Here is a 25,324-nt window from a genome sequence, read left to right as displayed (position 1 = left end):
GGGAGCGCCCGCCCCGCGGCGGGCGCTCCACCGCGCCGCTCCCCGGACGGCACCGGCCGTCCGGGGAGCGGCGCGGAGCGTCAGCCGGCCGCCCCGGACCGCCGTGCCGCCCGGCGCATGCACCAGGTGCGCGGACCGCCGCCGGGCAGCTCCACCTCCGCCGTGACCGCGAAGCCCAGCCGCTCGTAGAACGCCACGTTCCGCTCGCTGGAGGTCTCCAGGAAGACGGGGAGGCCGGCGCGCTCGGCGGCGTCCAGGCCGGGGCGGAGCACCGCGCCGCCCAGTCCCCGGCCCTGGTCCCGCGGGTCGACCCCCACCGTCGCCAGGAACCACGCCGGCTCGCCGGGGCGGTGCGCCTCCAGGGCCCGCTCGGCGGACTCGTAGGCCGCCGCACGGTCGCCGGCCAACTCGCCCACCAGCGGGCCGACCTCGGCGAACCCGGGGGAGGGATCCCGCTCGGGAGTGGTCCAGACGGCCACCGCCCGGCCGCCGCCGCCCACCCAGACCCGGCCGTACGGCATTCCGACGCGGGTGAGGAAGAGCTCCTGGAGGCGTCCCACCCGCTCCTCGTGGCCGTCGGCGGCGATCACGTGCCGGGTGAAGGGGTAGTCGGTGAAGGCGAGTGCGAGGGTGCGGGCGGCGGCGGGCACGTCGTCCCGTGTCGCGGGGCGGACCCGGTGGGCGTCGTCGGTCATGCGGGGCTCCCCGAGGAGGCTCGTCGGTACCCGGCCATCATCGGCACCGCCCCGGCGCCGGGCGAGCGGTTTTCCCCCGCGGCACCCCCGGGCCGGACCCTCACGGCAGCGGGTGGCGGCTGCGCGCGTTGGCGGCCGCGAGGCGGGCGCTGAGCTGCTCGCGCCGAGTGAGCGGTTCCACCTCGTGCGGCTCCGCGTCCCACTCCCGTCCGCCTCCCAGCGGCCGCAGCCAGACCCGCCCCGGATGGACGTCCATCACCTCTCCCACCCGCCCGTCCCGCAGGTCGCGCGCCACCGCGCCGACCGCCGGCGCGGACCCCCGCCGCCCGGACCGCCCCTTCCGTTCCTTCCGTCTCCCCCGCCCGTCCGCCGCGCTCATCGCTCCGCCCACCTCCGCAGGGCGGCCATGGCCCTCTCCGGCAGCTCGGCGGACGACGCGACCGGAACGAACGCGGGCGCGGACGCCGCGCCCACGGGTGCCGGCGTCCACCAGAACCCTCCGTCGTGGAGGCCGAGCAGGACCTCCGCCGTCGTGTCCGCGCCCGCTTCCCTGGCGGCGCGGGCGAAGTCCTCACCGTTGGTGAAGACCGCCGAGCAGTGCTGAATTCGGGATTCCATCGCGCTCCGTGCTCCGTGGATGCCCTCTAACGGGCGACTATTACTTTGTGTATCCCGATCGTCGCTCTCCGACGCCAGGACCGACGGGGTTTTCGTCGCGGCCGGTGGCGGTCCGGCGAGGGAGCCGTGCGGGGCGGCGGTCCGGCCGGACACCGGTGCCGCGAGGGCGGCCGACGGGTCGAAGTGCCCGTCGGGGGGCGGGCCGGGGGGTCTATCGTGAACGGTATGTCCGCCCCTGAACTGATCCGCATCGTCTCCCGCGACTCGCCCATGGCGCTGGCGCAGGTGGAGCGAGTCCGGGCCGAACTGGCCGCCCTCCACCCCGGTGTCCGCACCGAGGTCGTGCCGGTGAAGACCACCGGCGACAAGTGGCTGGGCGACCTGTCGCAGGTGGAGGGGAAGGGGGCGTTCACCAAGGAGGTGGACGCGGCGCTGCTGGCCGGTGAGGCGGACCTGGCGGTGCACTGCCTCAAGGACGTCCCCGCCGACCGGCCGCTCCCGGCCGGCACGGTGTTCGCGGCGTTCCTCAAGCGGGACGACGTCCGCGACGCCCTGGTCCACCCCGGCGGGCTGACCCTGGACGAGCTGCCGCCCGGCACCCGGATCGGCACCTCCTCGGTGCGGCGCATCGCGCAGCTCGCGGGATCGCACCCCCACCTGGAGTGCGTGCCGTTCCGGGGCAACGCCAACCGGCGCATGGAGAAGATGGCGGCGGGGGAGGCGGACGCCCTGCTGCTGGCGGTCTCCGGCCTGCAGCGCATCGGCCGCGCGGACGTGATCAGCGAGGTCCTGCCGACCGAGGTGATGGTGCCGCCGGTCGGCGCCGGGATCCTCGTCCTCCAGTGCCGGGAGGACGACGCCGATCTGATCGACGCCGTCAGCGGCCTGGGAGATCCGGCCACCCACCGCGAGGCCACCGCCGAGCGGATGCTGCTCCACGTCCTCCAGGGGCACTGCAACAGCCCGATCGCCGGATACGCCAGGACGGAGCGGAACGGCGAACTCTCCCTCCGCGCCTGCGTGTTCACCCCCGACGGCAAGACGGTGCTCAACGCGCACGAGTGGGCGGGCCGCCTCGATCCGGCCACCCTGGGAACCTCGGTCGCCGTCGCCCTGCTCCGCCAGGGAGCGCGCGACCTGATCGACGGCATCGCCCACCAGAGCCGCGACCGGAGCCGTCCGCGCTGACCGAGGGCCGGGCGGCCGGGCGGCCGAAGGGGCGGACCGGCGACCCGGCCGCGCCCCGCCCGCCGCGCCGGCGCGGCTCCCCCGGCCGCTCGGTACGGTGGACGGACCGTGCCGCCCGGGGGGCGCGGCAGTGCTCGGGGGAGGAGGCGGGTGGCGATGGAGGTGCCGGAGGTCCCGCGTGCGGTGGCCGCAGCCGTGTCGACCGCCGCGGCGCTCGGTCTGGCAGCCGACGAGGCGGTCGTCCTCCACGACTCGAACCGGCTGACCCTGCGTCTGCTGCCCTGTGACGTCCTGGCCCGGGTGGCGCCCGCGGCACACCAGGGCGCACGGTTCGAAGTCGAGCTTGCCCGGCGGCTTGTCGGAGCCGGGTGCCCGGTGGCCGCCCCGGAGCCCCGGGTGGAGCCGCGCGTCCACGAACGTGACGGCTTCGCGGTCACGCTGTGGGCCTACCACGAGCCCGTGGCGCCCCGGAGGATCCCGCCGGCCGATTACGCCGACGTGCTCGCGCGGCTGCACACCGGCATGCGCCGGCTCGACGTCCCGGCGCCGCACTTCACGGACCGGGTCGAGCGGGCCCGGCGGCTCGTGGCGGATCGCGACCGCACCCCGGCGCTCGCCGAGGCGGACCGGGAGCTGCTCGGCGACACGCTGCGGGACCTGGGACGGGCGATCGGCGAGCGCGGCGCCGCCGAGCAGCTGCTGCACGGTGAGCCGCACCCGGGCAACGTGCTCACCACGAAGGGCGGGCTGCTGCTCACGGACCTCGAGACGTGTTGCCGCGGGCCCGTCGAGTTCGACCTCGCCCATGCGCCCGAAGAGGTCGGCGAGCACTGTCCGGGCATCGACCGGGACCTGCTGCGCGAGTGCCGGATCCTCGTGCTGGCGATGATCACGACCTGGCGCTGGGACCGGGACGACCGGCTCCCGGACGGGCGCCGGCTGGGCGCGGAGTGGCTCGGTGGGATCCGGGCAGCGCTCGGTCGCGACGGTCCGGGCGCCTGTGGCCGACCGCCGTCCCCATGAGCCCCCCGACCCGGGCCGGGCGTGCCGTCCGGAGTGCCCGGAGCCGCCCGGACGGCACGCGGGCGGTGGAGGAACGTGGTGTGATGGTGCCGTGAGCCGCGCCGCAGAGGAGACCAACCGCCGCATGCTCCGGGCCCGTGACGCGATGGACCGCGCCTACGCGCAGCCGCTGGACGTCCCGGCCCTGGCCCGGATCGCCCACGTCTCCCCGGCGCACTTCACGCGCACCTTCCGCGCCGCCTTCGGCGAGACGCCGCACCGCTACCTCCAGCGCCGCCGCATCGAGCGGGCGATGTTCCTGCTGCGGGAGACCGACCGCCGTGTGACGGACATCTGCTTCGAGGTCGGCTTCGGCAGCCTGGGGACCTTCAGCCGGACGTTCCGCGACATCGTCGGCCGGTCGCCGAGGGAGTACCGCAGGGCGGCGGTGGCCGCGGGCGTGCCCACGTGCTTCACGATGGCGTGGACACGGCCGAGCACCTGACCGGCCCGCCCCGGCCGCCGGCCGGCCGAGCAGTTTTGGAGAAGTTCTCCCCCGGCCCGCCCCCGTAGCGTGATGCCCATGTTCACCGCCATCACGCACTCGCAGATCTACGTCCTCGACCAGGACGAGGCACTCGACTTCTACGTCGGCAAGCTCGGCCTGGAGGTCGGCGCCGACATCGACATGGGCTTCATGCGCTGGCTGACCGTCAACGTCCCCGGCCACCCGGAGCGCCAGGTCCTGCTGGAGAAGCCGGGGCCCCCGGCGATGTCCGAGGAGACGGCGCGGCAGGTCCGCGAACTGGTGACCAAGGGCGCGACGGGCGGCATGCTCATCTTCACCACGGACGACTGCCGCACGACGTACGAGACGCTGCTGGAGCGGGGCGTGGAGTTCACCCAGGAACCCACCGAGCGTCCGTACGGGATCGACTGCGGCCTCCGCGACCCCTTCGGCAACAGCATCCGCTTCACCCAGCCGAAGGGCTGACCCGGCGCCGGGCGGCCGGGGGACCGGTCCGCCGGCCGCCCGGCCGCCGCGGGGTCAGGCGTTCCGCGCGGCGGCGCGGGCCCACACCAGCTGCACGGCGCCGGAGGCCAGGAGCCACAGCGCGTGCCCGGGCCCCGGACCGTCCCCGCCGAGCGCCAGGACGAGGGCGGGGACGGTGAGGGCCAGGGCGCTCAGCGGCCCCCTCAGGTACCAGACCGCCATCTGCAGGGGCGCGGTGTTGCCGAACGGGGTGTCGGCGCCGACCGCCAGGTGGACCGGCATGGCGCCCCGGTAGGAGCTCACCAGCGCCGCTCCCACCAGCGCCGGTACGGCGCAGGGCGGCAGGAGCAGCACCGGATGCCACGCGCCCGCCGCGGCGCAGACCAGCGCGCCGGCCGCGGTGCCGGCCAGCAGCAGCACGGCGGGGACGGCGGCGTGCAGGAGCGCGAGCGTCCCCGCCGGGTAGGGCAGCCCGGCGGACCTGCGCATGTCGTCGCCGTCCAGCCGGGCGGACTCGGTCAGCTGCGCCGCGGCCAGGTAACCGGCCGCCAGGGCCCCGGCCGCGAGGACCGCCTGCGGCCGGGGCGGCAGGGAGGGGGCGGCCGCCGCCGACGCCGTCGCCGCGGCCAGCCACACACCGGCCCAGGCGGGCCGGCCGGGCGCACGGAGCAGTGCGGTGGCGTCGCGCCACGGCACGACCAGCCACCGGCGGCGGGGGGCGGGCAGGCGCACCAGGCGCCGGGGGACGGCGGGGCGGCCGGGCCGGGTCAGCTCCTTCAGGCGCCGCAGCTCCAGGGAGAACAGGGAGGCGAGCGCCTGCTCCCCGACCGCCGCACGCCGGCGCAGGGACTCGCCGGGGATCAGGGGGGCCGCCCGCCGGGCGGCGGCGGCCGCCACCGCCGCCCCGGCCGCCGCCGCCACCGAGGCCGGGAGCCAGCCGGGCGCCGGGCCGCCCACCGCCGCGACCAGCGGCTGGGCCGCCCACCCCCACGGGCCGGACCAGAGCAGGACGTGTCCGCACCAGTTCGGAACCCCGGCGACGGCGGCGGTGGCGGTGAGGGCGGCGAGGAGCACCACGCCCGTCCACCCCAGCCTGACGGCCCTCCAGCCCACCGGCTCCACGGCCCGTTCGTGGCGCTGGACCAGGACGCCGGCGGCGACGGCCACCAGGGCCGTCACGACGCCGGCCCACGCGCCGGCGGCCGTCGCGGCGGCGCTTTGGCCGCCGTCTCCCCCGGCGGACGACAACCAGCCCGCGACCGCCCCGCAGACCGCGCCGGCCAGGACGCCGGACGCGGTGGCGGCCGCCAGGCGGGGGAGCAGCAGGCGCCGCCGGAGGAGGGGCGAGGGCAGTGCCCAGCAGGCCGTGGGCAGGTCCACCCGGACCGGACCGCGCCACAGGGCACCCCGCGCGGCGAGGAAGACCGCGGTCGCCAGGGCCGCGGGCGCGGCGACGGGGAGGACGGACGGGGCGTGCGCGGCGACCGCGCCCAGCGCACTGCCGGGCCGCGCCGAACCGACCGCGGTCACCAGGTGCGGGACGACCAGCCCGGCCGCCACCACCGCCGTGCCGTAGAGGGCGGCCGCGGCGCTGCGGCGGCGCCGGGCGGTGTGCGCGCGCAGCGCGCCCCTCAGATGGGCGAGCGCGGCGGCGGTCGACTCCTCCCGGCTCTGCCGCGGCTGCGGGACCCCCGGCGCCCCCCGGGGCTCCCGGGCGGGTGCGGCGGCCGGGCCGTCAGCGGTCACGGGAGGCTCCGGCCGGCTCGGTGTCCGCCGCCCCGGCCGGCTCCAGGGCGACGGTCCGGTCGGCCACCAGGGACGCCATGCCGTGGTCGTGGGTGGCGATGAGGGACGCCCGCCCGGACGCCTTGTGGGCCAGGAGCCGTTCGGCCAGTTCGGCGCGCGCCCGGGAGTCCAGGCGCTGCTCGGGCTCGTCGAGCACCAGCAGGTCGTGGGGTCTGAGGAAGGCCGCGGCGAGCAGCATCTGCTGGGCCTGGCCGGAGGAGAGCGAGGAGGGCAGGGCGTGCGCGCGGCCCGCCAGGTGGTGCTCCTCCAGCGCCCTGTCCACCGCGGCGTCCGCGGCGTCCCCGAGCCCGTGCGCCAGGGCCGTGAAGACCAGGTGCTCGCGCACGGTCAGATCCGGGTAGTGGGCGGCGGCGTGGAGCACCGAGGAGATGCGGGCGCGCGTGCCGGGGGAGTCCGCGTCGACCGGCGCGCCGTCGAACAGCACCTCGCCCCGGACGGGCGCCTCGACCCCCACCGCCAGGCGCAGCAGCGTGGATTTGCCGCAGCCGTTGGGCCCCACCAGGGCCACGCACTCGCCGGGCCGCACCTCCAGGGAGACCGGGCCCAGCACCTCCCGGTCCCCGTAGCCGTGGCCCACCCCGCTCACGCGGAGCAGCGGAACACCGGCCGTGTCGCTCACCATGGCACCTCGGCACCTTCGTCGTCGTCTCAAGGCCGTCTCGGCGGGGCGGCCGCCGCGTCCCACGGTAGCCGCCGCCCGCCGCCCCCACCGGCGCGGTGCCGCGCCGGTGGCACTCCGGCACTTGACCTCCAGTGAGCTTGAACTCCTAGGTTCTCGGCCGTGCCCTGGTTACCGAGTGGACAGGAGACCGACATGACCGGCATGACCGATGCGGCCGCCGGGCCGGACCGACAGCAGGACCAGTACCGCCTCGCCGTGGTCCTCGGCAGCGTGCGCGAGGGGCGTTTCGTGACGACCGTGGGCGGGTGGTTCGCCCGCCAGGCCTCCCGGCGCGACGACGTGAAGCTCGACGTGATCGACCTGGCGGCCCCCGAGGAGGGCGGGCGCGGGTTCGGGGAGCGGATCGGAGCGGCCGACGCCGTGGTGGTCGTCGTGCCCGAGTACAACCACAGCTTCCCCGGCGAGCTGAAGACGGCGATCGACTCGCTGAAGCCCGAGTGGGCGGCCAAGCCGGTCGGGTTCGTCTCCTACGGGGGCCGGGGCGGCGGCCTGCGGGCGGTGGAGCAGCTGAGGCTGGTCTTCGCCGAGCTGCACGCGACCACCGTCCGCGAGGTCGTCAGCTTCCACGACGCCTGGCAGGTGTTCGGCCCGGACGGGGAGCCCGGCCGCCCGGACGAGGCCGCCCGGGCGGCCGGTGCGCTGCTGGACCAGCTCGCGTGGTGGGCGCTGGCCCTGCGGCGGGCGCGGGAGGACAGCCCCTACCCGGCGTGAGCACGGGCGCCGCGGCGGGCGGACGCGGGGCGGCGGGGTGCGCACCGGTGCGCACCCCGCCGCCCCGCCGGCGTCCGGTGCGGCACCGGACGCCGGCTCACTCGGCGCCGAGCAGCTTCAGCAGCTCGTGCCGCCCGAACATCCGCGCCGTGTCGATGGCCGACGGGTTCCCGGCGGCCGGGTCGGCCCCGGCGTCCAGCAGCAGCCGGACCATCTCCTCCTCGTCCTTGAAGACCGCGCCTCCCAGGGGGGTCTGGCCCCGGTCGTTGACCCGGTTGGGGTCGGCGCCGCGCTCGATCAGGGCCCGCACGGTGGGGGTGCGGCCGTAGTAGGCGGCGAGCATCAGGATCGAGTCGCCCTTGTCGTTGGTCAGGTTGGCCGGGACGCCCGCGTCGACGTAGGCGGCGAGGGTGTCCGTGTCGCCCTCCCGGGCGAGGTCGAAGACCTTGGCCGCGAGCTGGAGCACCTCCGGATCGTGGGCGGGCTCGTCACCGGCGGGGGTGGGGGCGTCGGACATCGGATGCCTCCTCGTCGTTCGTCGTACCTGTCTCACGGGTTGATCGCTGTCAGCCTACGTATGCCCGTTTCCCGGCCGGTGCCGCCGCGCCTCGCACCGGCTCCTGTTCACCTCGTCCTCCGCCGGGCTTCCGCCGGCCCTCGCCGGGTGCTCCCGGTACGTACGCTTCCTCCCATGCCGCTGCCCGTGATCCGCCGCCCCGCCGGCCCGTTCCGATGGCCGGCGGCCGCCGTCGCGGCGGTCCTGGTCGCCTCCAACGCCTACCGGATGACCGAGATCGGGCAGCCCTGGCCGAAGATGGCGCTGGACTGGGCGCTGATCGCGGCCGGCTGCGGCGCGCTGTACTGGCGGCGGCGGTGGCCCGTCCCGGTGGCGCTGGCCGTCCTGCTCTGCGCGGGGCTGTACTACCCGGTCAACCCCTACGACAGCCCGCTGCTGATGCTGGCCTACGTCGTCGCCCTCTACACCGTCGCCGCCGAGGGGCACATGGGGGCGGCCGTCACCCTCGCCGTGGTCACCATGCTGGCCGTCGGCTACGGCGAGCTGGTGACCGACCCGGGCGAGGAGCGCCACGTCGACGACGCCGCGATGGTGCTGCTCACCGGCTGGCTATTCGGCGTGGTCGCCGTCGGGCACGCCCAGCGCAACCGGCAGGCCTACCTGCGGGAGGTCGAGCAGCGGGCGGTGGCGGCCGAACGGGAGAAGGAGGTGCGGGCCCGGCAGTCGGCGACCGAGGAGCGGCTGCGGATCGCCCGCGAACTGCACGACGTCATCGGACACAGCCTGTCGCTGATCAACGTGCAGTCCGGTGCCGCGCTGCACCGGTACGCCAAGCGGCCGGAGGAGACCGGAGCGCTGGTGGCGGCGCTGGAGGCGGTGCGGTCCAGCAGCGGCGACGCGCTGCGCGAGCTGCGCGCCACCCTGGGCGTGCTGCGGCAGGCGGACGAGGAGGCGGTGCCCACCGCGCCCGCGCCCGGCCTGGAGGACGTCGGCGCCCTGGTGGAGCGGGCGCGGGCCGCCGGGCTGGACGCGCGCCTGGTGGTCGAGGGGCGGCGCGAGCGGCCGGTGCCGCCGCAGGTGGGGCTGGCCGCGTACCGGATCGTGCAGGAGTCGCTGACGAACGCGGTACGGCACGCGCGGGCGCGGCGGGCGGTGGTGACGGTGCGGTACGGGGGCGGCGACGTCCGGGTGCGGGTGGAGGACGACGGGCGCGGCGCACCGGAGGGGGCGGGCCCGCCGGCCGGGGAGGACGCGGGCAGCGGCATCGCGGGCATGGCCGAGCGGGCCAGGGCGCTGGGCGGCGGACTGACGGCGGGGAACGTGCCCGCGGGCGGAGCACCCGTGCGGGGGTTCCGGGTGGAGGCCCGGCTGCCGCTCGGGGACGACCGGTGAGCCCGGGGCCCGGGGCCCTTAAAGCCTGATGACCACCAGGGCCGCGTCGTCGGCGGTGCCGCTGTTCATGCCGAGGTCCTCCAGGAGGTTGTCGGCGATCTCCTCCTGGTGCAGGTCGCGGTGCCGGGCCAGGCTCTCGGCCAGCCGCTTCAGCCCGACGTCGATGGACTCGTCGCGGCGCTCCACCAGCCCGTCGGTGTAGAGGACGAGGACCGAACCGGGCACGTAGGAGGTGATCGCCTGCGGCCGGTGCGAGGGCCTGCTCCGGGCGGCCAGGGGCACGTCGGTGGCCTGGTCCAGCAGCTCCACGTACTGGTCCGGGTGGCACAGCATCGGCGGCAGGTGGCCGGCGCTGCTGTAGGTGAGCGTGTGCGAGTGGGTGTCGATGTCGATCTTGACGGTGGTGGTGGCCAGGGCGCCGTCGAGCGACCGCGCGTACAGGTCGAGCCCGTACAGCGCCTGAGCGGGGCCGTCGGCGACCCGCATGGCCGCGCTGAGCGCGCTGCGCAGCTGCCCCATGACGCTGGCCGCCTCCAGCCCCCGGCCGACGACGTCGCCCACGGCGACGGCGAAGCGGTCGTCGCTGAGGTTGATCATGTCGTACCAGTCGCCGCACACGTTGAGCGAGCCCTGGGCCGGCCGGTAGCGCACGGCCGCGCTGCGGCGCTCCAGCGGCATGTGGACGGGCAGCATGGCCTTCTGGAGGGTGAGGGCCACCTCGTGCTCGCGGGCGTGGGCCTGCCGCAGTATCTCGTTGTGCTCGTACAGCTCGCGCGCGCGGGCGTAGAGCTCGGATTCGGCGATCTTCCCGCCGACCATCGGCAGGTCGCCGCCCCTGCCCGTCGGTTCGGAGGGGCCGGCGAGGGTGTCGCGCACGTAGGACGTGGCGTCCTCGACGCGGTTGATGATCAGCACCACCGAGCCGTCCTCGCCGAGCAGCGGGGTGTTGACCGGGCTCCAGTACCGCTCCTCGTAGCCGCCCTCCCCGCCCCGCACGGGAAGGTCGTACCGCAGGAGGACCATGGTGTCCGGCTTGCCCGTCTCCAGGACGCGCCGGAACGAGGCGCGCAGGCTCTCCATCCCGTCGCCCTGCGGGTCGTCCGAGTTGGGCGGGAACACCTCGAACAGGGAACGGCCGACGAGCTCCTCGCGGGTGCGGCCGGTCATGTGCAGGTACGCCTGGTTGGCGTCCACGAAGACCAGGGCGGGGTCGAGCAGGGACACGGGGGTGGGGATGGCGTCGAAAAGGGCCGCGTAGTCGATGTCGCGACTCGTCTCCGTCATGGTCCCTCCCCTCCTGTGCGGTGCCGGCCGGTGTCCGGACGCCGGCATGGTGGCACTGTCCACCGTCAATCTCGAACACTACCCTGCGATCCGGCCACTTGGCGGGCCCTCGGCGGAGCACCGCGGCAGGCGCGGGGCGCGCGACGGGGCGCGGCGACGGCACGGGCCGCTCCGGTGCGACGGGCGGGTTCCGCCCTCCCCCGGAGGGCGTACGCCTGCGAACGGACCGGTGTCCGCCGCCCGGACCGCGACCGGGCCGCGCGGCGTCCGGGAACCGGGGGTGTGAGGCGACGCACACCCCCTCCGCCCCCTGCGGAGGGGGGTGAGGGCGGCATAGGCTCCTGCCATGGCCGACGACCGACCCTCCCACCCGGTGTCCGCCGACCGCGGGGGACGGCGGGTGCGCGTCCTGCTCGCCGACGACCAGACCCTGGTGCGGGCGGGCTTCCGCTCCATCCTCGACGACGAGGACGACATCGAGGTCGTCGGGGAGGCCGGGGACGGGCTGCGCGCCGTCGACCAGGCGCGCCGGCTCCGCCCCGACGTGGTGCTGATGGACATCAGGATGCCGGAGCTGGACGGGCTGGAGGCCACCCGCCGCATCGCCGCCGACGAGCGGCTCTCGGCGGCCCGGGTGGTGATCCTGACCACCTTCGACGTCGACGACTACGTCTACGGGGCGCTGCGCGCGGGCGCCTCGGGCTTCCTGCTCAAGGACACCGAGCCGATGGAGCTGCTGCACGCGGTGCGGGTCGTGGCGCGCGGCGACGCCCTGATCGCCCCGGCGGTGACCCGCCGGCTGATCGCGGAGTTCGCCGGCCGGGTGAGGCGGCCCGACCCCTCCCCCCGGCTGAACGCGCTCACCGAGCGCGAGCGGGAGGTGATGGCGCTGGTGGGCGCCGGGCTGTCCAACGACGAGATCGCCGGCCGGCTGGTGCTCAGCCCCGCCACCGCCAAGACGCACGTGAGCCGCATCATGACCAAGCTGGGCGTGCGGGACCGGGCGCAGCTGGTGATCCTCGCCTACGAGTCGGGGATGATCACCCCCGGCTGGCTGGGCTGACGCGCCGGGCCCCGGAGGAGTCCGCCGCGCCCCCCTAGGGGACCGGGGGCACCGGACGCAACCGGGGTGGTACGCCCCGGTCCGCGGGTGCGACCGGCGTGGTACCGCCACCGCCCACCACGGTCCGACGCGCGGGGGCACACCACCGGCCGACGGTGGTGGCGTGGACGGAACCGGAGCACTCGACCTGGCGCGGTGGCAGTTCGCCCTCACCGCCGCCGCGCACTTCCTGTTCGTCTCGCTGACGCTGGGGCTGGCCACCGTCGTGGCCGTCCTCCAGACGTGGGCGGTGGCGCGCGGGGGGAGCGCGCGCGGGTCCGCCGTGGACGCGCGGGCGGTGCGCTTCTGGGGGCAGCTCTACGTCGTCAACTACGCGGTCGGGATCGTCACCGGCATCGTGATGGAGTTCCAGTTCGGGCTGGCCTGGAGCGGGCTCGGACACTACGCGGGCGACGTCTTCGGCGCCTCGCTGGCGATGGAGACGGTCGTCGCGTTCTTCGTGGAGTCCACCTTCCTCGGCCTGTGGATCTTCGGCTGGGACCGCTTCGGCCCCCGGCTGCACTGCGCCCTGCTGTGGGTGGTCACCGGCACCGCGTACCTGTCGGCCTACTGGATCCTGGTCGCCAACGGCTTCCTCAACCACCCGGTGGGGTACGCCGCGACGGCCGGCGGGCACGGCATCGAACTCACCGACGCCGCCGCCGTCCTGACCAACCCCAGCGCCCTGCTCGCCTTCGGGCACATCGCGGGCGGCGCCCTGCTGACCGCGGCGTTCTTCATGGCCGGAGTCAGCGCGTACCACCTGCGCCGCAGGGACCTGCCCGAGCGGGACGCCCGCCTCTTCCGGCGCTCGCTGCGGATCGGGGCCTTCCTGGCGCCGCCCGCGCTGCTGGCCACGGCGGCCTTCGGCGGCGTCCAGCTCGCCGCGCTCGCGTCGTACCAGCCGATGAAGGACGCCGTGTGGAAGGCGGAGGCCGCCGAGGTCGCCCGGCTCCAGGCGGAGCTGGTGGAGCGGTTCGGCCCCGGCGACTACGTGCCCTCCGAGGCGCTGACGCGCGGTGCCGCGGTGCTGATGCTGGCGGCGTTCGCGCTGATGCTCCACGCTTCGGCCGCCTCGGCCCTGCTGGCGTGCTTCCGCCGGGCCGTGCACCGCTTCCGGCTCTGGCACCTGCTGCTGATGGCGATGGTGCCGCTGCCCTACGTCGCGATGACGGCGGGCTGGGTCTTCCGCGAGGCGGGGCGGCAGCCGTGGGTGGTGTACGGGCTGCTGAGGACCGAGGACGCGCTCTCGGACGTGTCCGCCGGCGCGATGCGCCTCTCCCTGGCGGTCTTCGGCACGCTCTTCGCCCTGCTGCTGGCCGTCAACTGGTGGCTGCTGCTGCGCACCGCCCGCCGGGGCCCGGGGGCCGTCGCGCTCGGCGCCCCGGACCCCGGCGGGCGGCCGCCGGGAGACGCACCGGACGCGTCCCCCGCGGGGGACGGCGGGAGTCCGCGCCCCGGGGACGACGGCCTCGTCCCCACCTACTGAACCGGAGGCGGACGTGGAGATCCTCGCCGCGGCCCTGCTGGGCCTGTTCACCGCCGGCTACCTGGTGCTCGGCGGAGCCGACCTCGGCGTCGGCATGCTCCTGCCCCACCTGGGGCGCGACGCGGACGAGCGGCGGCTCGTGCTGGCCGCCATCGCGCCGTTCTTCCTGGCCAACGAGGTCTGGCTGGTCGCTGCCGCCGGAGTGTTCATCGGCTGCTTCCCGGACCTGGAGGGCGAGGTGTTCACCGGGCAGTTCCCCGCCCTCCTCCCGCTGCTGGCCGGCTGGGTGGTGCGCGACGCGGGCCTGTGGTGGCGCGGGCGCGTGCCGCGCCGCGCCTGGCGGGCGGTGTGCGACGGCATGGTCACCGCCGGAAGCTGGGCCGCCGCCCTGTCCTGGGGGTGGCTGCTGGCCGGGCTGCTCGCGGGGGATCCCGCGGAACCGGCCGGGGGCCCGGCCGGCGTGGTCACCGCCCTCGGCGTCGCCGCGCTCCTGGCCGTCCACGGACTGGCGTTCGCCGCGCTGCGGCTGACGGGCCGCCCCTACGAGCGCGCCCTGCCGTCCGCCGGACGTGCGGGCCGTGTCCAGGGCTTCGTCCTGACCTCCCTGGTGCTGGCCGCGCTGCCGGTCGCCGCCGGGGTGCGGCTGTCACCGGCCGACGACGCCGCCCGGGGGGCGGTGCTCGGCCTGCTGGTGCCGGCGCTGCTGGCGGTCACGCCGCTGCTGCTGGCCGTCCAGGCGTGGCTGTGGTGGACCTTCCGCGGCCGCGTCACCGGCCCCTCCCACCTGTGAGGGCCGGCCGCCCGGTCCCACCGGCCCCGACCCCGCTCCGAACGCACCGGAGCGGGCCGAACGACAAGGAGACGAATCCCGTGCGACCCCTTCCCGCCGCGCTCCGCGGCAGCGTTCCCGGCAGCATCCGCGGCGTTCCCGGCGAGCCGCCCGCCGCGACCGCGGGCCCGCGGCCCGCCCACCGCGGGCCCCGGCGGCGGGCAGGTGCCCGATGACCCGGGCGGAAGCCGGCACCCCGGCCGCGCGGACGGCCGCCGACCCCGCCGACCGGGCGAGCGTCTTCGAGCGGATCGCGGCCTTCTCCCACCGGCGGCGGTGGCAGGCGCTGGCCTTGTGGGCGGCGCTGCTGGTCGCCGTGCAGGCGTTGGCCGGGGCCGTGGGCGAGGACTACCGCAACGACTTCTCCCTGCCCGGCACCGAGTCGCAGCAGGCGGCCGAACTGCTCCGGGAGCACGGCTTCGCGCAGGCGGGCGCCGAGATCCGGATCGTCCTCCGGGACGAGGGCGGCGCCGGGGTGCGGTCGCCGGAGCACGAGCGGCGCGCCGGGGAGATGCTGGCCGAGGTCGCCCGGCTGCCGCACGTCACCGGTGTCACCAGCCCCTACGGCGACGGCTCCGGGGACACGATGGTCTCGGCGGACGGGACCGTCGCCTACGCCACCGTCACCCTCGACGAGCAGGCCGGGAACGTCCCCGCCGGGGTGACCGAGCGGATCGTCGGGACCGCGCGGGAGGCGGAGGGCGGCGGACTGCGCGTGGAGCTGGGCGGCGAGGCCGTGGCCGCAGCCGAGGAGGGCGGGGGCGGTGCGGCCGAGGGCGCGGGCCTCCTCGGCGCCCTGGTGATCCTGGTCCTCCTCTTCGGTTCGCTGGTCGCCGCGGCCCTGCCCGTGGTCACCGCCCTGTTCGCGGTGGGCGGCGCGCTCGGCCTGATCGTGCTCGCCTCCCACCTGGCGTCCGTCGCCGACTTCACCCCGCCGGTGATGATGCTGGTCGGCCTGGGCGTCGGCATCGACTACGCGCTGCTGGTCTTCTCCCGCCACCGCACCGAGCTGCTGCGCGGCGCCGACGGCGGGAGCGCCACCCGCGCCGCCCTGGACGCGGCCGGCCGCACCGTCTTCTTCGCGGGCTGCACCGTGGTCATCGCCCTGCTGGGGCTGGTCGTCCTCGGGCTGGGCGCCCTCCGGGGCGTGGCCCTGGCCGTCGGCCTGACCGTGCTGGTGACGATGCTGGCCGCGCTGACGCTGCTGCCCGCGCTGCTGGGCATCCTGGACGGACGCATCCGGCGCGGCGTGGAGCGGCGGCAGGCCCGGCGGGAGGCGCGGGGCCGCACCCGCGAGGAGGGCGCCGGCTGGCGCCGCTGGGCGGGCGCGGTGCAGCGCCGGCCGTGGGCCGCGCTGCTGGTCTCCGCGGTGGCGCTGGGCGCGCTGTCCGCGCCCGCGCTGGACATGCGCCTGGGCTTCGCGGACGCGGGCAGCCGCCCCGAGGGCACCACGGCCCGCGCGGCGTACGACCTGCTGGCCGAGGGCTTCGGGCCGGGCTTCAACGGCCCGCTGGTGGTGGTCGCCGACACCGGGGCGGGCAGCGGGGAGGGCGGGGCGGCGGACGCGGCGCGGAGGCTGCGCGAGACCCTCGCCGGCACCCCGGGCGTCGCGGCCGTGGCGCCGCCGGCCCCGGCCGGGGGCTCCGCCGTCGCCACGGTGGTCGCCTTCCCCCGGTCCGCACCGCAGGACGAGGCGACCTCCCGGCTGGTCGCCGACCTGCGCGAGGACGTGCTGCCGCCGCTGGAGGCGGAGACCGGAGCCCGCTTCCTGGTGGGCGGGCCGACCGCCGCCGCCGAGGACTTCGCGGCCACCGTCCGGGAGCGGATGCCGCTGTTCGTGGCCCTGGTGGTGGGGCTGTCGGCGCTGCTGCTGGCGCTGGTCTTCCGCTCGCTGGCGGTCCCGTTGAAGGCGGCGGTGCTCAACCTGCTGGGCATCGGCGCCTCGCTGGGCGCGGTCACCCTGGTCTTCCAGCACGGCCTCCTCGGCGCCGAACCGGGCCCGATCGAGGCGTTCATCCCCGTGATGGTCTTCGCGATCGTCTTCGGGCTGTCGATGGACTACGAGGTCTTCCTGCTCTCCCGCATCCACGAGGAGTGGCGGGCCACCGGCGACCCCGCGCTCGCCGTCCGCGAGGGCCTGGCCCACACCGGGCGGGTCATCACGGCCGCGGCGGCGATCATGATCGTGGTCTTCGCCGCGTTCGTGCTCGGTCCCGACCGGATGCTCCGGCAGTTCGGCCTCGGTCTGGCCGTCGCCGTCGCGCTGGACGCGGTGGTCATCCGCTGCCTGATCGTCCCGGCCGTCATGCAGCTCCTGGGCCGTCGCGCCTGGTGGCTGCCGGGCCCGCTGCGGCGCCTGCTGCCGCACGCGGCGCCGCGGCGCTGACGCGGCGGCGGCGCCGGCCCGCCCCCGGCCGGCGGGTCCGGCCGGGGGCGGGCCCTGTGCGGGGCCCGCGGCCGGTCACCGGTACGAGGGGGCCGCCCCGACCGCCTCCAGCACCGTCGCGAGCGAGGTCACCACGGCCCCGGCCCCGTAGGAGCGCAGGAGGGCCGCCTTGCCCGCGTCCCGCGCGTAGCCGAGGAAGGGCACGCCCGCCGCGCGGGCGGCCAGCAGGTCCGTGGGGGTGTCGCCGATCATCAGCGCCCCGCCGGGCGGCGTCCCGGTCGTCCGCAGGGCGCGCAGCAGGCAGTCGGGGTCGGGCTTGAGGGCGAGGGCGTCCGCGGTCCGCCCGTGCACGTGCCCGCCGAAGGGGCCGGCGAGCCGGTGCCGGCGCAGGTACAGCTCCACGGCCGCGGGTGAGTTGTTGGTCGTGACGGCCAGCCGGCGCCCGGTGGCGGACAGGGCGCGGACGAGGGAGTGGGCGTGCGGGGTGGGGACGGCGCTCGCCGCCGCCGCCTTCTCCTCCCGGGTGAGGGCCCGCTCGACGAGCCGGGCCGGCTCGCCGCCGGGCCGGGCGGCCGCCACCGCCTGCAGGACGAGGAACGGGTCGTCGGTGGAGCACAGCTCGGGGGTGAGCAGCTCCTCGCCCGCCTTCCGGCGGAGCAGGGAGCGCAGCCGCCGGGCCACGCCGGCGGCCGGGTGGCCGTGGAAGAGCCCGCACACCGGGCCGTCGAAGTCGAAGAGGACGCACTCGGCGGCGCCGAGCAGATCGGGTACGTCGGTCACGTCGTTCACACAGGTCCGTCGGTCGGGGGCGGGGGATCGGACATCCGGTGTCCGGGGGTGGTACCGGTGGTGCCGGGAGTGGTGCCGCCTCCCGGCCGTCCGCCGGGCGGCGCCGCCCGGCGGGCCGTGGCCCCGCGGCCCCCGGCGAGGGGTGGGCGCCGGGGACCGGGGAAGCGGGACGTCCCCAAGGGGAGGGCACGGCCCGGAGGAGGGGCGCACGGGGTCCGCGGGTGGCCGGAAACGTTCGGTTCACCGGGCCCGCGGGAGCCGACGGTGCGTCAGCCGAGCTCCAGCGGACGGGAGATGCTCGTCCACAGGGAGTCGAACCAGAGGCGGGTCTCCTCGATGAAGGCCGCGTCCTGGCCGCCCCTGCCGTCCGGGCCGGCGGCCTGGCGGAACAGGAGGGCACCGAGTCCCATCACGTCGTGGATCCTCATCGACTCGCCCCGGTGGAAGACGGTGTGGGGCACGACCTTGTAGTACCCGTAGAGCGCCTCGGAGCCGTTGAGCAGGTACACCTTGTGGGTGGGGGTGAGGGGGACGGTGCGGATGTCGACGCGGACCTCCGGGACCAGCTCCCTGATCTGGAGCGCCTCCAGGCTGGACCGCAGCGCACCGGCGAAGGTGCGCGTCAGCTCGCGCAGCCGCTCCAGCGGGCGGGGGTCGTCCCTCTCCTCGTCGGCCTCCATGCGGGGAAGCGCCAGGTTGGCGTCGATGCTGGGGAGCAGGACCCGCACCGTGATCGAGCGGGGCGACAGTTCGTGGTTGCTGACGGCGATGACCGAGGGCGCCAGGGCCATGTTGAACGTCTCCGTGGTCAGGGAGAAGACGTCGATGGTGACGTGCTCGGCGTGGAACGCCGCGTAGAGGCGGTCGGAGAGTTCGACGCCCTCGCTGCGGGGCCGGCCGTGCGACGGCGGGCGCTCGGCGACCGCGGGCGGTGCGCCGCGGCCCGTGCCGGTCAGCAGTCCCTCGTGCCGGAGGACGTCCAGGGCCTGGCGGACGGCGGTGCGGTTGGTGCCGAACTCGTCCGCCAGCTCGTGCTGGGTGGGCAGTTTGTCGCCCGGGCGCAGGTCACCGGAGAGGATGCGGTCGCGCAGGGCGCCGGCCACGCGGTCCCGCGCCGAAGACCGCGTTCCGTTGGGGGCGGGGCTGTCGGGGGTCACGGGGTGACCGTACAACTTCTGGCCATTGAGTGGGAGTTGGTCTCCAGCGGCTTTGAGATTTCATGGAAGTGGGAAGAACTTCATATAAGTTGGCGACCAACTTTCGGAAGTTAGGCATACCTTCCCCCAGTTGGCCGCAAGCTCCTTGCAACTTCCATGACGCGGCCCGGCCGACGGCGCGGCGCGCGGTACCGGCCGACGCCCCCGTCCCGACGCACATCCCGAAGGAGGGACGCCATGCCCGTCTACGCCCTCGCGCTCGCCGCCCTCGAGCAGCTCGTGGAGTCCCGCTTCGGGCTGGTCGGAGCCTTCGGCCTGATCATGCTGACCATCGGCTACCGGGAGAGGAACGCCACCTGCAGCTCCATCGGCGCCCTGGTGCTGACCCTGCTGCTCGTGCCGGCGGCCTAGCCGGCCCGGCACCGCTCCCCGCCGTCCCCCGCCGCCGGCCCGCATCCCGCGCCCGGCGGCGGAGGCGGAGGAGCGGGCCCGTACACCCCGCGCGGCCCGCGACCGGGGTCAGAACTCGTCCGGGGCCCAGGGGCGGCGGGCCGTGCGCAGCAGCACGTCCGCCAGGGCGGCGGCCCCCGGCCGCTCCTCCTCCAGCAGCCCCAGCTCCCGCAGCCGGGAGGCCGACTCGTCCCCCAGGTACAGCGAGCCCAGCGCGCCCACCCCCATCGACAGGTCGGCCGAGCGGGTGGTGGGCGTGCAGGCGGCGCCGTCGGGCGAGGCGTCCAGCAGGAAGCGGCCGCCGGACAGGCCCATCGGGTCCGCCAGCTCCAGCACCAGGGAACCGGGGACCGGGTAGGTGCGGGCCGCGAGCAGCGCGGGCACGTCCAGCGGCCGCAGCCACAGGAAGTCGGTGTGGGAGGTGGTCCGGGCGGCGCGCGGGTCCGGCAGCAGCAGGGGGAGGAGGGAGTCGGGGGCGCGGGGGCCGGAGTGCACGGTGGCCACCCAGTCCAGGGAGAGCAGGAAGTGCCACAGGGCGCGCTCGGCGGCGGCCGTCGCCGCGATCAGGTCCCGGACGCGGGCGTTGACGCGCGGCGCGTTGTTCTCCCAGTTCTCGTCCGCGGTGTACGCCAGCAGGCCCTGGACCCGGCCGCCGGCGTCCCGGTACAGGGCGTGGAAGGGACGGGCGGGGTCCCTGCCGGGCCAGTCGATCCCTCCGGTGCGCAGCCTCCACCAGCGCTCGGTGCGGTCGGTCATGCCCTGCCGGTCGGGCAGGGCGCACACCCGCTCGTGCAGTTCGGCTCCCAGGGCGCGGAACTCCTCCGCGCCGGCCAGGTCGATGCGGGCGCCCTCCTCCTCGGGGCGGGACCAGCGCGGATCGAGGCCGGCGCGGGCGGAGTCCACCGTCCACTCGGTCGCCCAGGCGGCCGGGCCGTAGCCGTAGCGCCCGTAGATCGGGTACTGGGCGGCGTCCAGGGTGGAGCAGGCGTCCCCGCGCTCCCTGCCCTCGGCCAGCGCCCTGCGCATCATCCGCGTCAGCAGCCCGCGGCGGCGGTGGGTGGGCAGGACGGTCACGTTGGTGACGGCCAGGGAGTCCACCCGCGCCCCGCCGGGGACGGTCAGCCGCTGCGGCAGGGTGCGGAAGGTGGCCGTGCAGCGGCCGTCCGGCTCGAACGCCCCCAGGGTGCGCTCCAGGACCACCGCCTCGCGCCGGACCCGGATCTCCTCCTCGGAGATCTCCTGGGAGTGGAGGAAACCGGCCCGCAGGGCCTCAAGCCACCGCGGGAACTCCTCCTCGGTGACGGCGCGTATCCCGGCAGCGTTCGAAGCCATGGCCGTCACGGTAGGCCGCCGGGCTCAGAACGTCGCGCGTATTTCCCCCACCGGCCGCCCGCCGCCCAGCAGCGGGGCCTCGGCCAGCTCGGCCAGCACGGGGGAGTCCACGCCCATCCGCGCCAGGACCCGGGCGGTGACCGGCGCCAGGGCCCGCATCCCGCCGTCCTCGATCTTCAGGGCCAGTGCCCGGCCGTCGGGCAGGGCCACCGCCTGCACCGCCTCGGCGCCCATCTTCGCCAGCGCACCCGGCACCGCGCGCATCAGCCGGGTGTCCGAGCGCCGGGTGCCGGCCACGTACTCGGGGTGGGCGCGCATGGCGTCCGCGACCCGCCGCTCGGGAGTGCCGGACCCGGCCGTCACGAAGGAGCGGAAGGCCCGGGCCAGGCCGGTGAGGGAGACGGCCATCAGCGGCGCGCCGCAGCCGTCGGTGCCGGTGTGCGCCACCTCCTCGCCCGCCGCGGCCTCCACGCACTCGCGGACCAGCAGCTGCAGGGGGTGGTCCGGGGCGAGGTAGTCGGCGCGCGACCAGCCGTTGACCCGGCACGCGGCGAGCATCGCGGTGTGCTTGCCCGAGCAGTTCATGGCGACGCGCGAGGGCCGCGCGCCCGACGCCAGGAAGCGGTCGGCCTCCTCCCGGTCCAGCGGAAGGTCCGTCGGGCAGCCCAGCTCGTCCTCGGTCAGCCCGTGCTCGGCGAGCATGGTGCGGACCAGCTCCTGCTGGAACGGCTCGCCGGAGTGGCTGGCCGCGGCCAGCGCCAGGCGCTCGCCGGACAGCTCCAGGCCGGCCCGCAGCACCGCCGCCGCCTGCATCGGCTTGTTGGCCGAGCGCGGGTAGACGGGCGCGGTCACCTCGCCCAGCGCCCAGTCCACGCGGCCGTCGCGGTCGAGCACCACCACCGAGCCCCGGTGCCGGCCCTCGGTGAAGCCGGAGCGGACGACCTCGGCGAGGACGGGGAGCGGTGCGCCGGAGAGCACGCCGGGTGCGGCGGCGGACGCGGTGGTGGTCATGGACGTCCTTCCCTGGGTGGAGGGGGGGACGACCGGGCCCGGGGTCAGGGCAGCAGGTCGTCCGGGTGTGCTTCCCCCTCACGGTACCTGCGCGCGATTTCGGAGCCGCAGCCGTTCGCCGTCTCCTGGAGCGTCCGGCGGCGCCGGGAGATCTGGTGCTCGTACTGGCCCAACCGGCTCATGGCCGCGTGGAGTTCGTCGTCCGTGCGGGCGGTCAGGTCCGAGAGTTCGACCTCGGAGAGCATCTCCTCGGCCAGCCGCCGGTACTCCTCGCTGCGCGGTGTGCGAAGCGTCACGTGCCGGGCGGAGCGGGCGGTGCTCCCGCCGGGCGGCGGGGCGTCGGCGAGGATCTCCGCCAGCCGGTCGATCAGCGGCGCGTCCGCACCCCCGCGCCGGGCCAGCTCGGCGCGGAGGATGTCGATCCGGCCCTGGAGGAGCCGCCGCACGTAGCTGAGGTCGGCCTCCTCCTGCTGGACCTGGCGGCGCAGTTCGCGCAGCTGGGGCAGGCGCAGGCCGGTGAGCCGGGGGGGCTCGGTGTCGCGCAGGACGGCGGGGAGTTCGCCGTACCGGTCGTGCCCTCGGGAGCGGGGCCGCGCGGACCCGTCCGGCTGCGGGGGCTGCCGGGGAGGCCGCGGTGCGGCGTGCGGCTCGGCGAGCGGCGCGCACCGCGCCGGTTCGGTGTCCGGTGCGGCCTCCCCGCCAGGGCGGGTCGCTCCGGTCGGGTCGGCGGCCCCGCGGGCCGCCGGTACGGCTCCGGGCGTGCGCCCGGTCCCGGCAGTGCTCATGGTGCTGTGCCCCTCATCCCCTTGTGCCGTGGATCACAACGGAACGCCACGGTCCGTCACGGATACGCCGCTTTGGCCGCCGTGCGCACCGTGCTGCACGCATCGTGCCACCGTCGGTACCCTCCGTGCAGCGCGGGGTCCTCACGGGCACCCGTACGGCGGCCGCCTCCCCGGGCCGGGAGGCGGACGCGGCATGATGGTCGGCATGCGAGCCGTGGTGCAGAGGGTGAACGGTGCCGCCGTGGCCGTCGGCGGGGAGACCGTCGGCAGGATCGAGGGCGAGGGGCTGTGCGTGCTGGTCGGGGTGACCCACGACGACACCCCCGAGAAGGCCGGGCGGCTCGCCCGCAAGCTGTGGGGGCTGCGGATCCTGGAGGACGAGCGGTCGTGCTCGGACACCGGGGCGCCGCTGCTGGTGATCAGCCAGTTCACCCTCTACGGTGACGCCCGCAAGGGGCGCCGCCCCACCTGGCACGCCGCCGCACCCGGCCCGGTGGCCGAACCGCTGGTCGACGAGGTGTGCGCCCGGCTGCGCGAGCTGGGCGCCCACGTGGAGACGGGCCGGTTCGGGGCGAGGATGGAGGTCTCGCTCGTGAACGACGGCCCGTTCACGGTGCTGGTCGAGGTCTGATCCCGGCCGCCCCCGTGACGCGGCCGGGACCGGACCGGGTCACTTCACCGAGCCCGCCATGACGCCCTGCACGAAGTGCTTCTGGAAGGCGAAGAACACCACGAGCGGGACGGTCAGGGAGAGGAAGGCGCCGGGGGCCAGGATCTCGATGTTGCTGCCGAACTGCCGCATCTCCGACTGGAGGGCGACGGTCAGCGGCTGCGAGTCGCTGTCGGCGAAGATCAGCGCCACCAGCATGTCGTTCCACACCCACAGGAACTGGAAGATGGCCAGGCTCGCGATCGCGGGCTTGCCCACCGGCAGGACGAGCCGTGTGAAGATCCGCCACTCGCCGCCGCCGTCCATCCGGGCCGCCTCCAGCATCTCCCGGGGGATCTCCGCGAAGTAGTTGCGCAGCAGGAAGATCGCGAACGGCAGGCCGTAGGCGACGTGGAACAGCACCACGCCGGGGATCGTGCCGAACAGCCCGAGGGCGCCGAACATCTTGGCCACCGGCAGCAGGCCCACCTGGACGGGGACGACCAGCAGGCCGACCACCACCAGGAAGATCCAGTCCCGGCCGGGGAACTCCAGCCAGGCGAAGGCGTAGCCGGCCAGCGCCGCCACGACCACCACGGCGACGGTGGTGGGCACCGAGATCAGCACGGTGTTCCACAGCGCCCGGGTGATCCCGGAGTCCTCCAGCAGGGCCGCGTAGTTGTCGACGGACAGCTGCCCCGGCTCGGTCAGGGCCGTCCACCAGCCGCTGGTGGAGTTGGCCTCCTCCGAGCGCAGCGACGACAGGAACAACCCGAGGGCGGGCGTGAGCCACACCAGGGCGATCACGGCGAGGAACGCCTGGACCGCGCCCCTGCCCAGCAGCCCCGTCAGCCGCGCGGCGACCGGCCTCCGGGAGCGGGACGCCGGGGACGGCCGCCCCTGCGCGGCGGCGGGGCGGGCGGGGGAGGCGAGCCCGGCGCCCGCGGCCTCCGCCGCGGCCGCGGACGCCGGAGTCCGTGGTGCCGCCGCCTGTGCGGCCCCCTTCGCCGCCCCCTTCTCGGAGGTGCCGTGAGTGGTCATCGCTGGCTCCTGCGGAAGCGTCGGATGTTGAAGATCATGGCCGGGACCACCAGGAGGAGCAGCAGCACGCCGATGGCGCTGCCCAGGCCCTGGTTGTTGCCGCCGCCGAAGGAGACCAGCCACATCTGCATGGCCAGCACGTTGGCGTCCTGGAGCACCGGCCCGGGGGCGATGATGTAGACGAGGTCGAAGACCTTCATCACGTTGATCACCAGGGTCACGAAGACCACCGTCAGCACCGGGGCCAGCAGCGGCACGGTGATCCTGCGGAAGATCTGCCACTCGTTCGCGCCGTCCATCCGCGCCGCCTCCAGCACGTCCCGGGGCATCGCGGAGAGCCCGGCACCGATGAGGACCATGGAGAAGCCCGTCCAGATCCACAGGTAGGCGCCGATGATCGCCGGGGTGACCAGGGCCGGGCCCAGCCAGGAGACGCCCCCGTAGGGCTCGGCGAAGTTCGACGCCGGCAGCCGCACGGCGTACGAGCCGTCCGCCAGGCCGGCCAGCCGGAAGGAGCCGTCGGCGGCGGTGGTCGTCTCGCCCACCACCGTCCCGTCGCGCACCGCCTGGACGGTCAGGCCGGGCAGCCCGCGCTCGCCGTCGTCGATCCGGCCCGGCTCACCGCCCCCGCCGGGGGTGAAGTCCAGGTAGACGGTGCCGGTCAGGGCGTCCCCCGAACCGCCGTCCGCCGCGGGGGCGGCGGCGGGCTCCGCCTCGGCGGGCACCTCCTTGGGGGGCACGCCCACGATGCCCAGGGCGACGGTGCCGCCGGGGGAGAGGTCGGCGGCCGTGCCGTAGGAGCCGTCCTCCCCCTCGGTGACCCCGCCCTCCTCGCGGGCGCGGGCCCCGGGGTAGGCGGGCCGGTCGGCGAAGACGTCGTGGACGCCGACGGCGACGGCGTTGAGGACGCCGCGGTCGGGGTCCTGCTCGTAGGTGATGCGGAAGATGATCCCGGCGGCGAGGAAGGAGATCGCCATCGGCATGAACATCAGCAGCTTGAACGCCGTGGCCCAGCGCACCTTCTCGGTGAGCACGGCCAGGATCAGCCCGAGGCCGGTCAGCAGCGCCGGCGCGGCCACGACCCAGATCGCGCTGTTGCGGACCGCCTTGAGCGTGGTGGGGTCGCGGAACATCTCGACGTAGTTGTCCGCGCCGACGAAGCGGGTGCCGGTGGCGTCGAAGAGGCTGCGGCCGACGGAGAACAGGATCGGGTAGGCGACCAGCGCCCCGAGCAGCAGCAGCGCGGGCAGCAGGAACAGGGCGGCGACGAGCCGGCGGCGCCGCTGGGCGCGCCGCCGCGGGCCGTCTCCCCCGCCGGGGGCGGACCGGCCGCCGGACGGGTGCGGCGCGGGCGGGGTGCCGCCCGCCGAGGCGGGCGGCACCGCGGGTGCTGTGGCTGGCATGGCGCGTCCCGC

At 76.1% G+C, this 25,324-nt stretch carries 26 protein-coding genes; 12 read left to right on the top strand and 14 right to left on the bottom strand.

Going from position 1 to position 25,324, the window contains the following annotated elements; translation table 11 throughout:
- Nucleotides 1–80: 80 nt before the first annotated feature.
- The 3 genes from ACFSJS_RS03920 to ACFSJS_RS03910 all read right to left on the bottom strand — a co-directional run bounded on the left by ACFSJS_RS03920 (nucleotide 81) and on the right by ACFSJS_RS03910 (nucleotide 1,313).
- Nucleotides 81–695: a GNAT family N-acetyltransferase gene (locus ACFSJS_RS03920; protein WP_380896647.1), complete on the bottom strand. Its 615-nt coding sequence runs from the start codon at nucleotides 693–695 to the stop codon at nucleotides 81–83.
- Between the two features lie 100 nt (nucleotides 696–795).
- On the bottom strand, nucleotides 796–990 hold the full coding sequence (locus tag ACFSJS_RS03915; protein WP_380896645.1) for a hypothetical protein: 195 nt from the start codon (nucleotides 988–990) through the stop codon (nucleotides 796–798).
- A gap of 80 nt (nucleotides 991–1,070) precedes the next feature.
- A complete protein-coding gene (locus ACFSJS_RS03910) occupies nucleotides 1,071–1,313 on the bottom strand; it encodes a hypothetical protein (protein ID WP_380896643.1) in 243 nt (80 codons plus the stop codon).
- Between the two features lie 225 nt (nucleotides 1,314–1,538).
- On the opposite strand from ACFSJS_RS03910, the gene hemC reads away from it, so the two are divergent.
- From hemC to ACFSJS_RS03890, 4 genes are all read left to right on the top strand, one after another.
- Nucleotides 1,539–2,501: a hydroxymethylbilane synthase gene (hemC, locus tag ACFSJS_RS03905; RefSeq protein ID WP_380896641.1), complete on the top strand. Its 963-nt coding sequence runs from the start codon at nucleotides 1,539–1,541 to the stop codon at nucleotides 2,499–2,501.
- A 156-nt stretch (nucleotides 2,502–2,657) separates the two neighbouring features.
- Complete coding sequence (locus ACFSJS_RS03900; protein WP_380896639.1) at nucleotides 2,658–3,524, top strand: phosphotransferase enzyme family protein; 867 nt, start codon at nucleotides 2,658–2,660, stop codon at nucleotides 3,522–3,524.
- A 91-nt stretch (nucleotides 3,525–3,615) separates the two neighbouring features.
- Nucleotides 3,616–4,008, top strand: a complete 393-nt coding sequence (locus ACFSJS_RS03895; protein WP_380896637.1) for a helix-turn-helix domain-containing protein — start codon at nucleotides 3,616–3,618, stop codon at nucleotides 4,006–4,008.
- Between the two features lie 78 nt (nucleotides 4,009–4,086).
- Complete coding sequence (locus tag ACFSJS_RS03890; protein WP_380896635.1) at nucleotides 4,087–4,497, top strand: VOC family protein; 411 nt, start codon at nucleotides 4,087–4,089, stop codon at nucleotides 4,495–4,497.
- Between the two features lie 54 nt (nucleotides 4,498–4,551).
- Here ACFSJS_RS03890 and ACFSJS_RS03885 read toward each other — a convergent pair whose 3' ends face one another.
- Nucleotides 4,552–6,243 carry a hypothetical protein gene (locus ACFSJS_RS03885; RefSeq protein WP_380896633.1) on the bottom strand — a complete coding sequence of 564 codons (1,692 nt, stop codon included), beginning with the start codon at nucleotides 6,241–6,243 and terminating at the stop codon, nucleotides 4,552–4,554.
- A complete protein-coding gene (locus ACFSJS_RS03880) occupies nucleotides 6,233–6,925 on the bottom strand; it encodes an ABC transporter ATP-binding protein (protein ID WP_380896632.1) in 693 nt (230 codons plus the stop codon). Before ACFSJS_RS03880 ends, ACFSJS_RS03885 begins: the two co-directional genes overlap by 11 nt.
- Nucleotides 6,926–7,117: 192 nt before the next feature.
- Between ACFSJS_RS03880 and ACFSJS_RS03875 the strand changes: the two genes are divergently transcribed.
- Nucleotides 7,118–7,696 carry an NADPH-dependent FMN reductase gene (locus ACFSJS_RS03875; RefSeq protein ID WP_380896631.1) on the top strand — a complete coding sequence of 193 codons (579 nt, stop codon included), beginning with the start codon at nucleotides 7,118–7,120 and terminating at the stop codon, nucleotides 7,694–7,696.
- Between the two features lie 97 nt (nucleotides 7,697–7,793).
- Here the strand turns inward: ACFSJS_RS03875 and ACFSJS_RS03870 are convergent, their stop codons facing one another.
- On the bottom strand, nucleotides 7,794–8,213 hold the full coding sequence (locus tag ACFSJS_RS03870; RefSeq protein ID WP_380896629.1) for an ankyrin repeat domain-containing protein: 420 nt from the start codon (nucleotides 8,211–8,213) through the stop codon (nucleotides 7,794–7,796).
- A gap of 174 nt (nucleotides 8,214–8,387) precedes the next feature.
- Here ACFSJS_RS03870 and ACFSJS_RS03865 point away from each other — a divergent pair, with 174 nt between their 5' ends.
- Nucleotides 8,388–9,605 carry a sensor histidine kinase gene (locus tag ACFSJS_RS03865; protein WP_380896627.1) on the top strand — a complete coding sequence of 406 codons (1,218 nt, stop codon included), beginning with the start codon at nucleotides 8,388–8,390 and terminating at the stop codon, nucleotides 9,603–9,605.
- An 18-nt stretch (nucleotides 9,606–9,623) separates the two neighbouring features.
- Here the strand turns inward: ACFSJS_RS03865 and ACFSJS_RS03860 are convergent, their stop codons facing one another.
- Nucleotides 9,624–10,889, bottom strand: a complete 1,266-nt coding sequence (locus ACFSJS_RS03860) for a PP2C family protein-serine/threonine phosphatase (RefSeq protein WP_380896625.1) — start codon at nucleotides 10,887–10,889, stop codon at nucleotides 9,624–9,626.
- Between the two features lie 346 nt (nucleotides 10,890–11,235).
- Here ACFSJS_RS03860 and ACFSJS_RS03855 point away from each other — a divergent pair, with 346 nt between their 5' ends.
- The 4 genes from ACFSJS_RS03855 (at nucleotide 11,236) to ACFSJS_RS03840 (ending at nucleotide 16,695) form a co-directional block, all read left to right on the top strand.
- Nucleotides 11,236–11,952: a response regulator gene (locus ACFSJS_RS03855; protein WP_380896623.1), complete on the top strand. Its 717-nt coding sequence runs from the start codon at nucleotides 11,236–11,238 to the stop codon at nucleotides 11,950–11,952.
- A gap of 163 nt (nucleotides 11,953–12,115) precedes the next feature.
- Complete coding sequence (locus tag ACFSJS_RS03850; protein WP_380896621.1) at nucleotides 12,116–13,480, top strand: cytochrome ubiquinol oxidase subunit I; 1,365 nt, start codon at nucleotides 12,116–12,118, stop codon at nucleotides 13,478–13,480.
- Nucleotides 13,481–13,493: 13 nt separating this feature from the next.
- Nucleotides 13,494–14,270: a cytochrome d ubiquinol oxidase subunit II gene (locus ACFSJS_RS03845; RefSeq protein WP_380896619.1), complete on the top strand. Its 777-nt coding sequence runs from the start codon at nucleotides 13,494–13,496 to the stop codon at nucleotides 14,268–14,270.
- A gap of 211 nt (nucleotides 14,271–14,481) precedes the next feature.
- Entirely contained in the window at nucleotides 14,482–16,695 is a 2,214-nt protein-coding gene (locus ACFSJS_RS03840) for an MMPL family transporter (protein WP_380896617.1), read from the top strand.
- Nucleotides 16,696–16,770: 75 nt separating this feature from the next.
- Here ACFSJS_RS03840 and ACFSJS_RS03835 read toward each other — a convergent pair whose 3' ends face one another.
- Together ACFSJS_RS03835 and ACFSJS_RS03830 are read right to left on the bottom strand one after the other, a co-directional pair.
- Nucleotides 16,771–17,484 carry an HAD family hydrolase gene (locus tag ACFSJS_RS03835; RefSeq protein ID WP_380896614.1) on the bottom strand — a complete coding sequence of 238 codons (714 nt, stop codon included), beginning with the start codon at nucleotides 17,482–17,484 and terminating at the stop codon, nucleotides 16,771–16,773.
- A 269-nt stretch (nucleotides 17,485–17,753) separates the two neighbouring features.
- Nucleotides 17,754–18,641, bottom strand: coding sequence for a winged helix-turn-helix domain-containing protein (locus ACFSJS_RS03830; protein ID WP_380896612.1), 888 nt, complete (start codon nucleotides 18,639–18,641; stop codon nucleotides 17,754–17,756).
- A 237-nt stretch (nucleotides 18,642–18,878) separates the two neighbouring features.
- On the opposite strand from ACFSJS_RS03830, the gene ACFSJS_RS03825 reads away from it, so the two are divergent.
- A complete protein-coding gene (locus tag ACFSJS_RS03825) occupies nucleotides 18,879–19,052 on the top strand; it encodes a hypothetical protein (RefSeq protein ID WP_380896611.1) in 174 nt (57 codons plus the stop codon).
- A gap of 108 nt (nucleotides 19,053–19,160) precedes the next feature.
- Here ACFSJS_RS03825 and ACFSJS_RS03820 read toward each other — a convergent pair whose 3' ends face one another.
- The 3 genes from ACFSJS_RS03820 to ACFSJS_RS03810 are packed head-to-tail and all read right to left on the bottom strand — an operon-like array spanning nucleotide 19,161 to nucleotide 22,219.
- Nucleotides 19,161–20,423: a GNAT family N-acetyltransferase gene (locus ACFSJS_RS03820; protein WP_380896609.1), complete on the bottom strand. Its 1,263-nt coding sequence runs from the start codon at nucleotides 20,421–20,423 to the stop codon at nucleotides 19,161–19,163.
- A gap of 24 nt (nucleotides 20,424–20,447) precedes the next feature.
- Entirely contained in the window at nucleotides 20,448–21,434 is a 987-nt protein-coding gene (locus tag ACFSJS_RS03815) for an asparaginase (protein ID WP_380896607.1), read from the bottom strand.
- Between the two features lie 44 nt (nucleotides 21,435–21,478).
- Nucleotides 21,479–22,219: an RsiG family protein gene (locus ACFSJS_RS03810; RefSeq protein WP_380896606.1), complete on the bottom strand. Its 741-nt coding sequence runs from the start codon at nucleotides 22,217–22,219 to the stop codon at nucleotides 21,479–21,481.
- A gap of 205 nt (nucleotides 22,220–22,424) precedes the next feature.
- Here ACFSJS_RS03810 and dtd point away from each other — a divergent pair, with 205 nt between their 5' ends.
- The gene (gene dtd / locus ACFSJS_RS03805; RefSeq protein WP_380896604.1) at nucleotides 22,425–22,850 is read left to right on the top strand and encodes a D-aminoacyl-tRNA deacylase; all 426 of its coding nucleotides are present in this window, start codon (nucleotides 22,425–22,427) and stop codon (nucleotides 22,848–22,850) included.
- Between the two features lie 39 nt (nucleotides 22,851–22,889).
- Here the strand turns inward: dtd and ACFSJS_RS03800 are convergent, their stop codons facing one another.
- Nucleotides 22,890–23,909 (bottom strand): carbohydrate ABC transporter permease, encoded by a 1,020-nt coding sequence (locus ACFSJS_RS03800; protein WP_380896602.1) that lies wholly within the window; start codon nucleotides 23,907–23,909, stop codon nucleotides 22,890–22,892.
- Entirely contained in the window at nucleotides 23,906–25,312 is a 1,407-nt protein-coding gene (locus ACFSJS_RS03795) for an ABC transporter permease (protein ID WP_380896600.1), read from the bottom strand. Before ACFSJS_RS03795 ends, ACFSJS_RS03800 begins: the two co-directional genes overlap by 4 nt.
- Nucleotides 25,313–25,324: the final 12 nt, after the last annotated feature.

Origin of the sequence: Streptomyces desertarenae (genome assembly GCF_042681365.1) — a bacterium.
GTDB lineage: Bacteria > Actinomycetota > Actinomycetes > Streptomycetales > Streptomycetaceae > Streptomyces > Streptomyces desertarenae.
The sequence above is the reverse complement of the archived record's forward strand: the minus strand, read 5'-3'. Positions and strand labels throughout refer to the sequence as shown.

Coding starts and splice junctions, on each gene's coding strand:
- ACFSJS_RS03920 (WP_380896647.1), bottom strand. CDS start 695: ATGACCGACGACGCCCACCGGGTCCGCCCCGCGACACGGGACGACGTG.
- ACFSJS_RS03910 (WP_380896643.1), bottom strand. CDS start 1,313: ATGGAATCCCGAATTCAGCACTGCTCGGCGGTCTTCACCAACGGTGAG.
- hemC (WP_380896641.1), top strand. CDS start 1,539: ATGTCCGCCCCTGAACTGATCCGCATCGTCTCCCGCGACTCGCCCATG.
- ACFSJS_RS03900 (WP_380896639.1), top strand. CDS start 2,658: ATGGAGGTGCCGGAGGTCCCGCGTGCGGTGGCCGCAGCCGTGTCGACC.
- ACFSJS_RS03890 (WP_380896635.1), top strand. CDS start 4,087: ATGTTCACCGCCATCACGCACTCGCAGATCTACGTCCTCGACCAGGAC.
- ACFSJS_RS03880 (WP_380896632.1), bottom strand. CDS start 6,925: ATGGTGAGCGACACGGCCGGTGTTCCGCTGCTCCGCGTGAGCGGGGTG.
- ACFSJS_RS03875 (WP_380896631.1), top strand. CDS start 7,118: ATGACCGGCATGACCGATGCGGCCGCCGGGCCGGACCGACAGCAGGAC.
- ACFSJS_RS03870 (WP_380896629.1), bottom strand. CDS start 8,213: ATGTCCGACGCCCCCACCCCCGCCGGTGACGAGCCCGCCCACGATCCG.
- ACFSJS_RS03865 (WP_380896627.1), top strand. CDS start 8,388: ATGCCGCTGCCCGTGATCCGCCGCCCCGCCGGCCCGTTCCGATGGCCG.
- ACFSJS_RS03860 (WP_380896625.1), bottom strand. CDS start 10,889: ATGACGGAGACGAGTCGCGACATCGACTACGCGGCCCTTTTCGACGCC.
- ACFSJS_RS03855 (WP_380896623.1), top strand. CDS start 11,236: ATGGCCGACGACCGACCCTCCCACCCGGTGTCCGCCGACCGCGGGGGA.
- ACFSJS_RS03840 (WP_380896617.1), top strand. CDS start 14,482: ATGACCCGGGCGGAAGCCGGCACCCCGGCCGCGCGGACGGCCGCCGAC.
- ACFSJS_RS03825 (WP_380896611.1), top strand. CDS start 18,879: ATGCCCGTCTACGCCCTCGCGCTCGCCGCCCTCGAGCAGCTCGTGGAG.
- ACFSJS_RS03820 (WP_380896609.1), bottom strand. CDS start 20,423: ATGGCTTCGAACGCTGCCGGGATACGCGCCGTCACCGAGGAGGAGTTC.
- ACFSJS_RS03815 (WP_380896607.1), bottom strand. CDS start 21,434: ATGACCACCACCGCGTCCGCCGCCGCACCCGGCGTGCTCTCCGGCGCA.
- ACFSJS_RS03810 (WP_380896606.1), bottom strand. CDS start 22,219: ATGAGCACTGCCGGGACCGGGCGCACGCCCGGAGCCGTACCGGCGGCC.
- dtd (WP_380896604.1), top strand. CDS start 22,425: ATGCGAGCCGTGGTGCAGAGGGTGAACGGTGCCGCCGTGGCCGTCGGC.
- ACFSJS_RS03800 (WP_380896602.1), bottom strand. CDS start 23,909: ATGACCACTCACGGCACCTCCGAGAAGGGGGCGGCGAAGGGGGCCGCA.
- ACFSJS_RS03795 (WP_380896600.1), bottom strand. CDS start 25,312: ATGCCAGCCACAGCACCCGCGGTGCCGCCCGCCTCGGCGGGCGGCACC.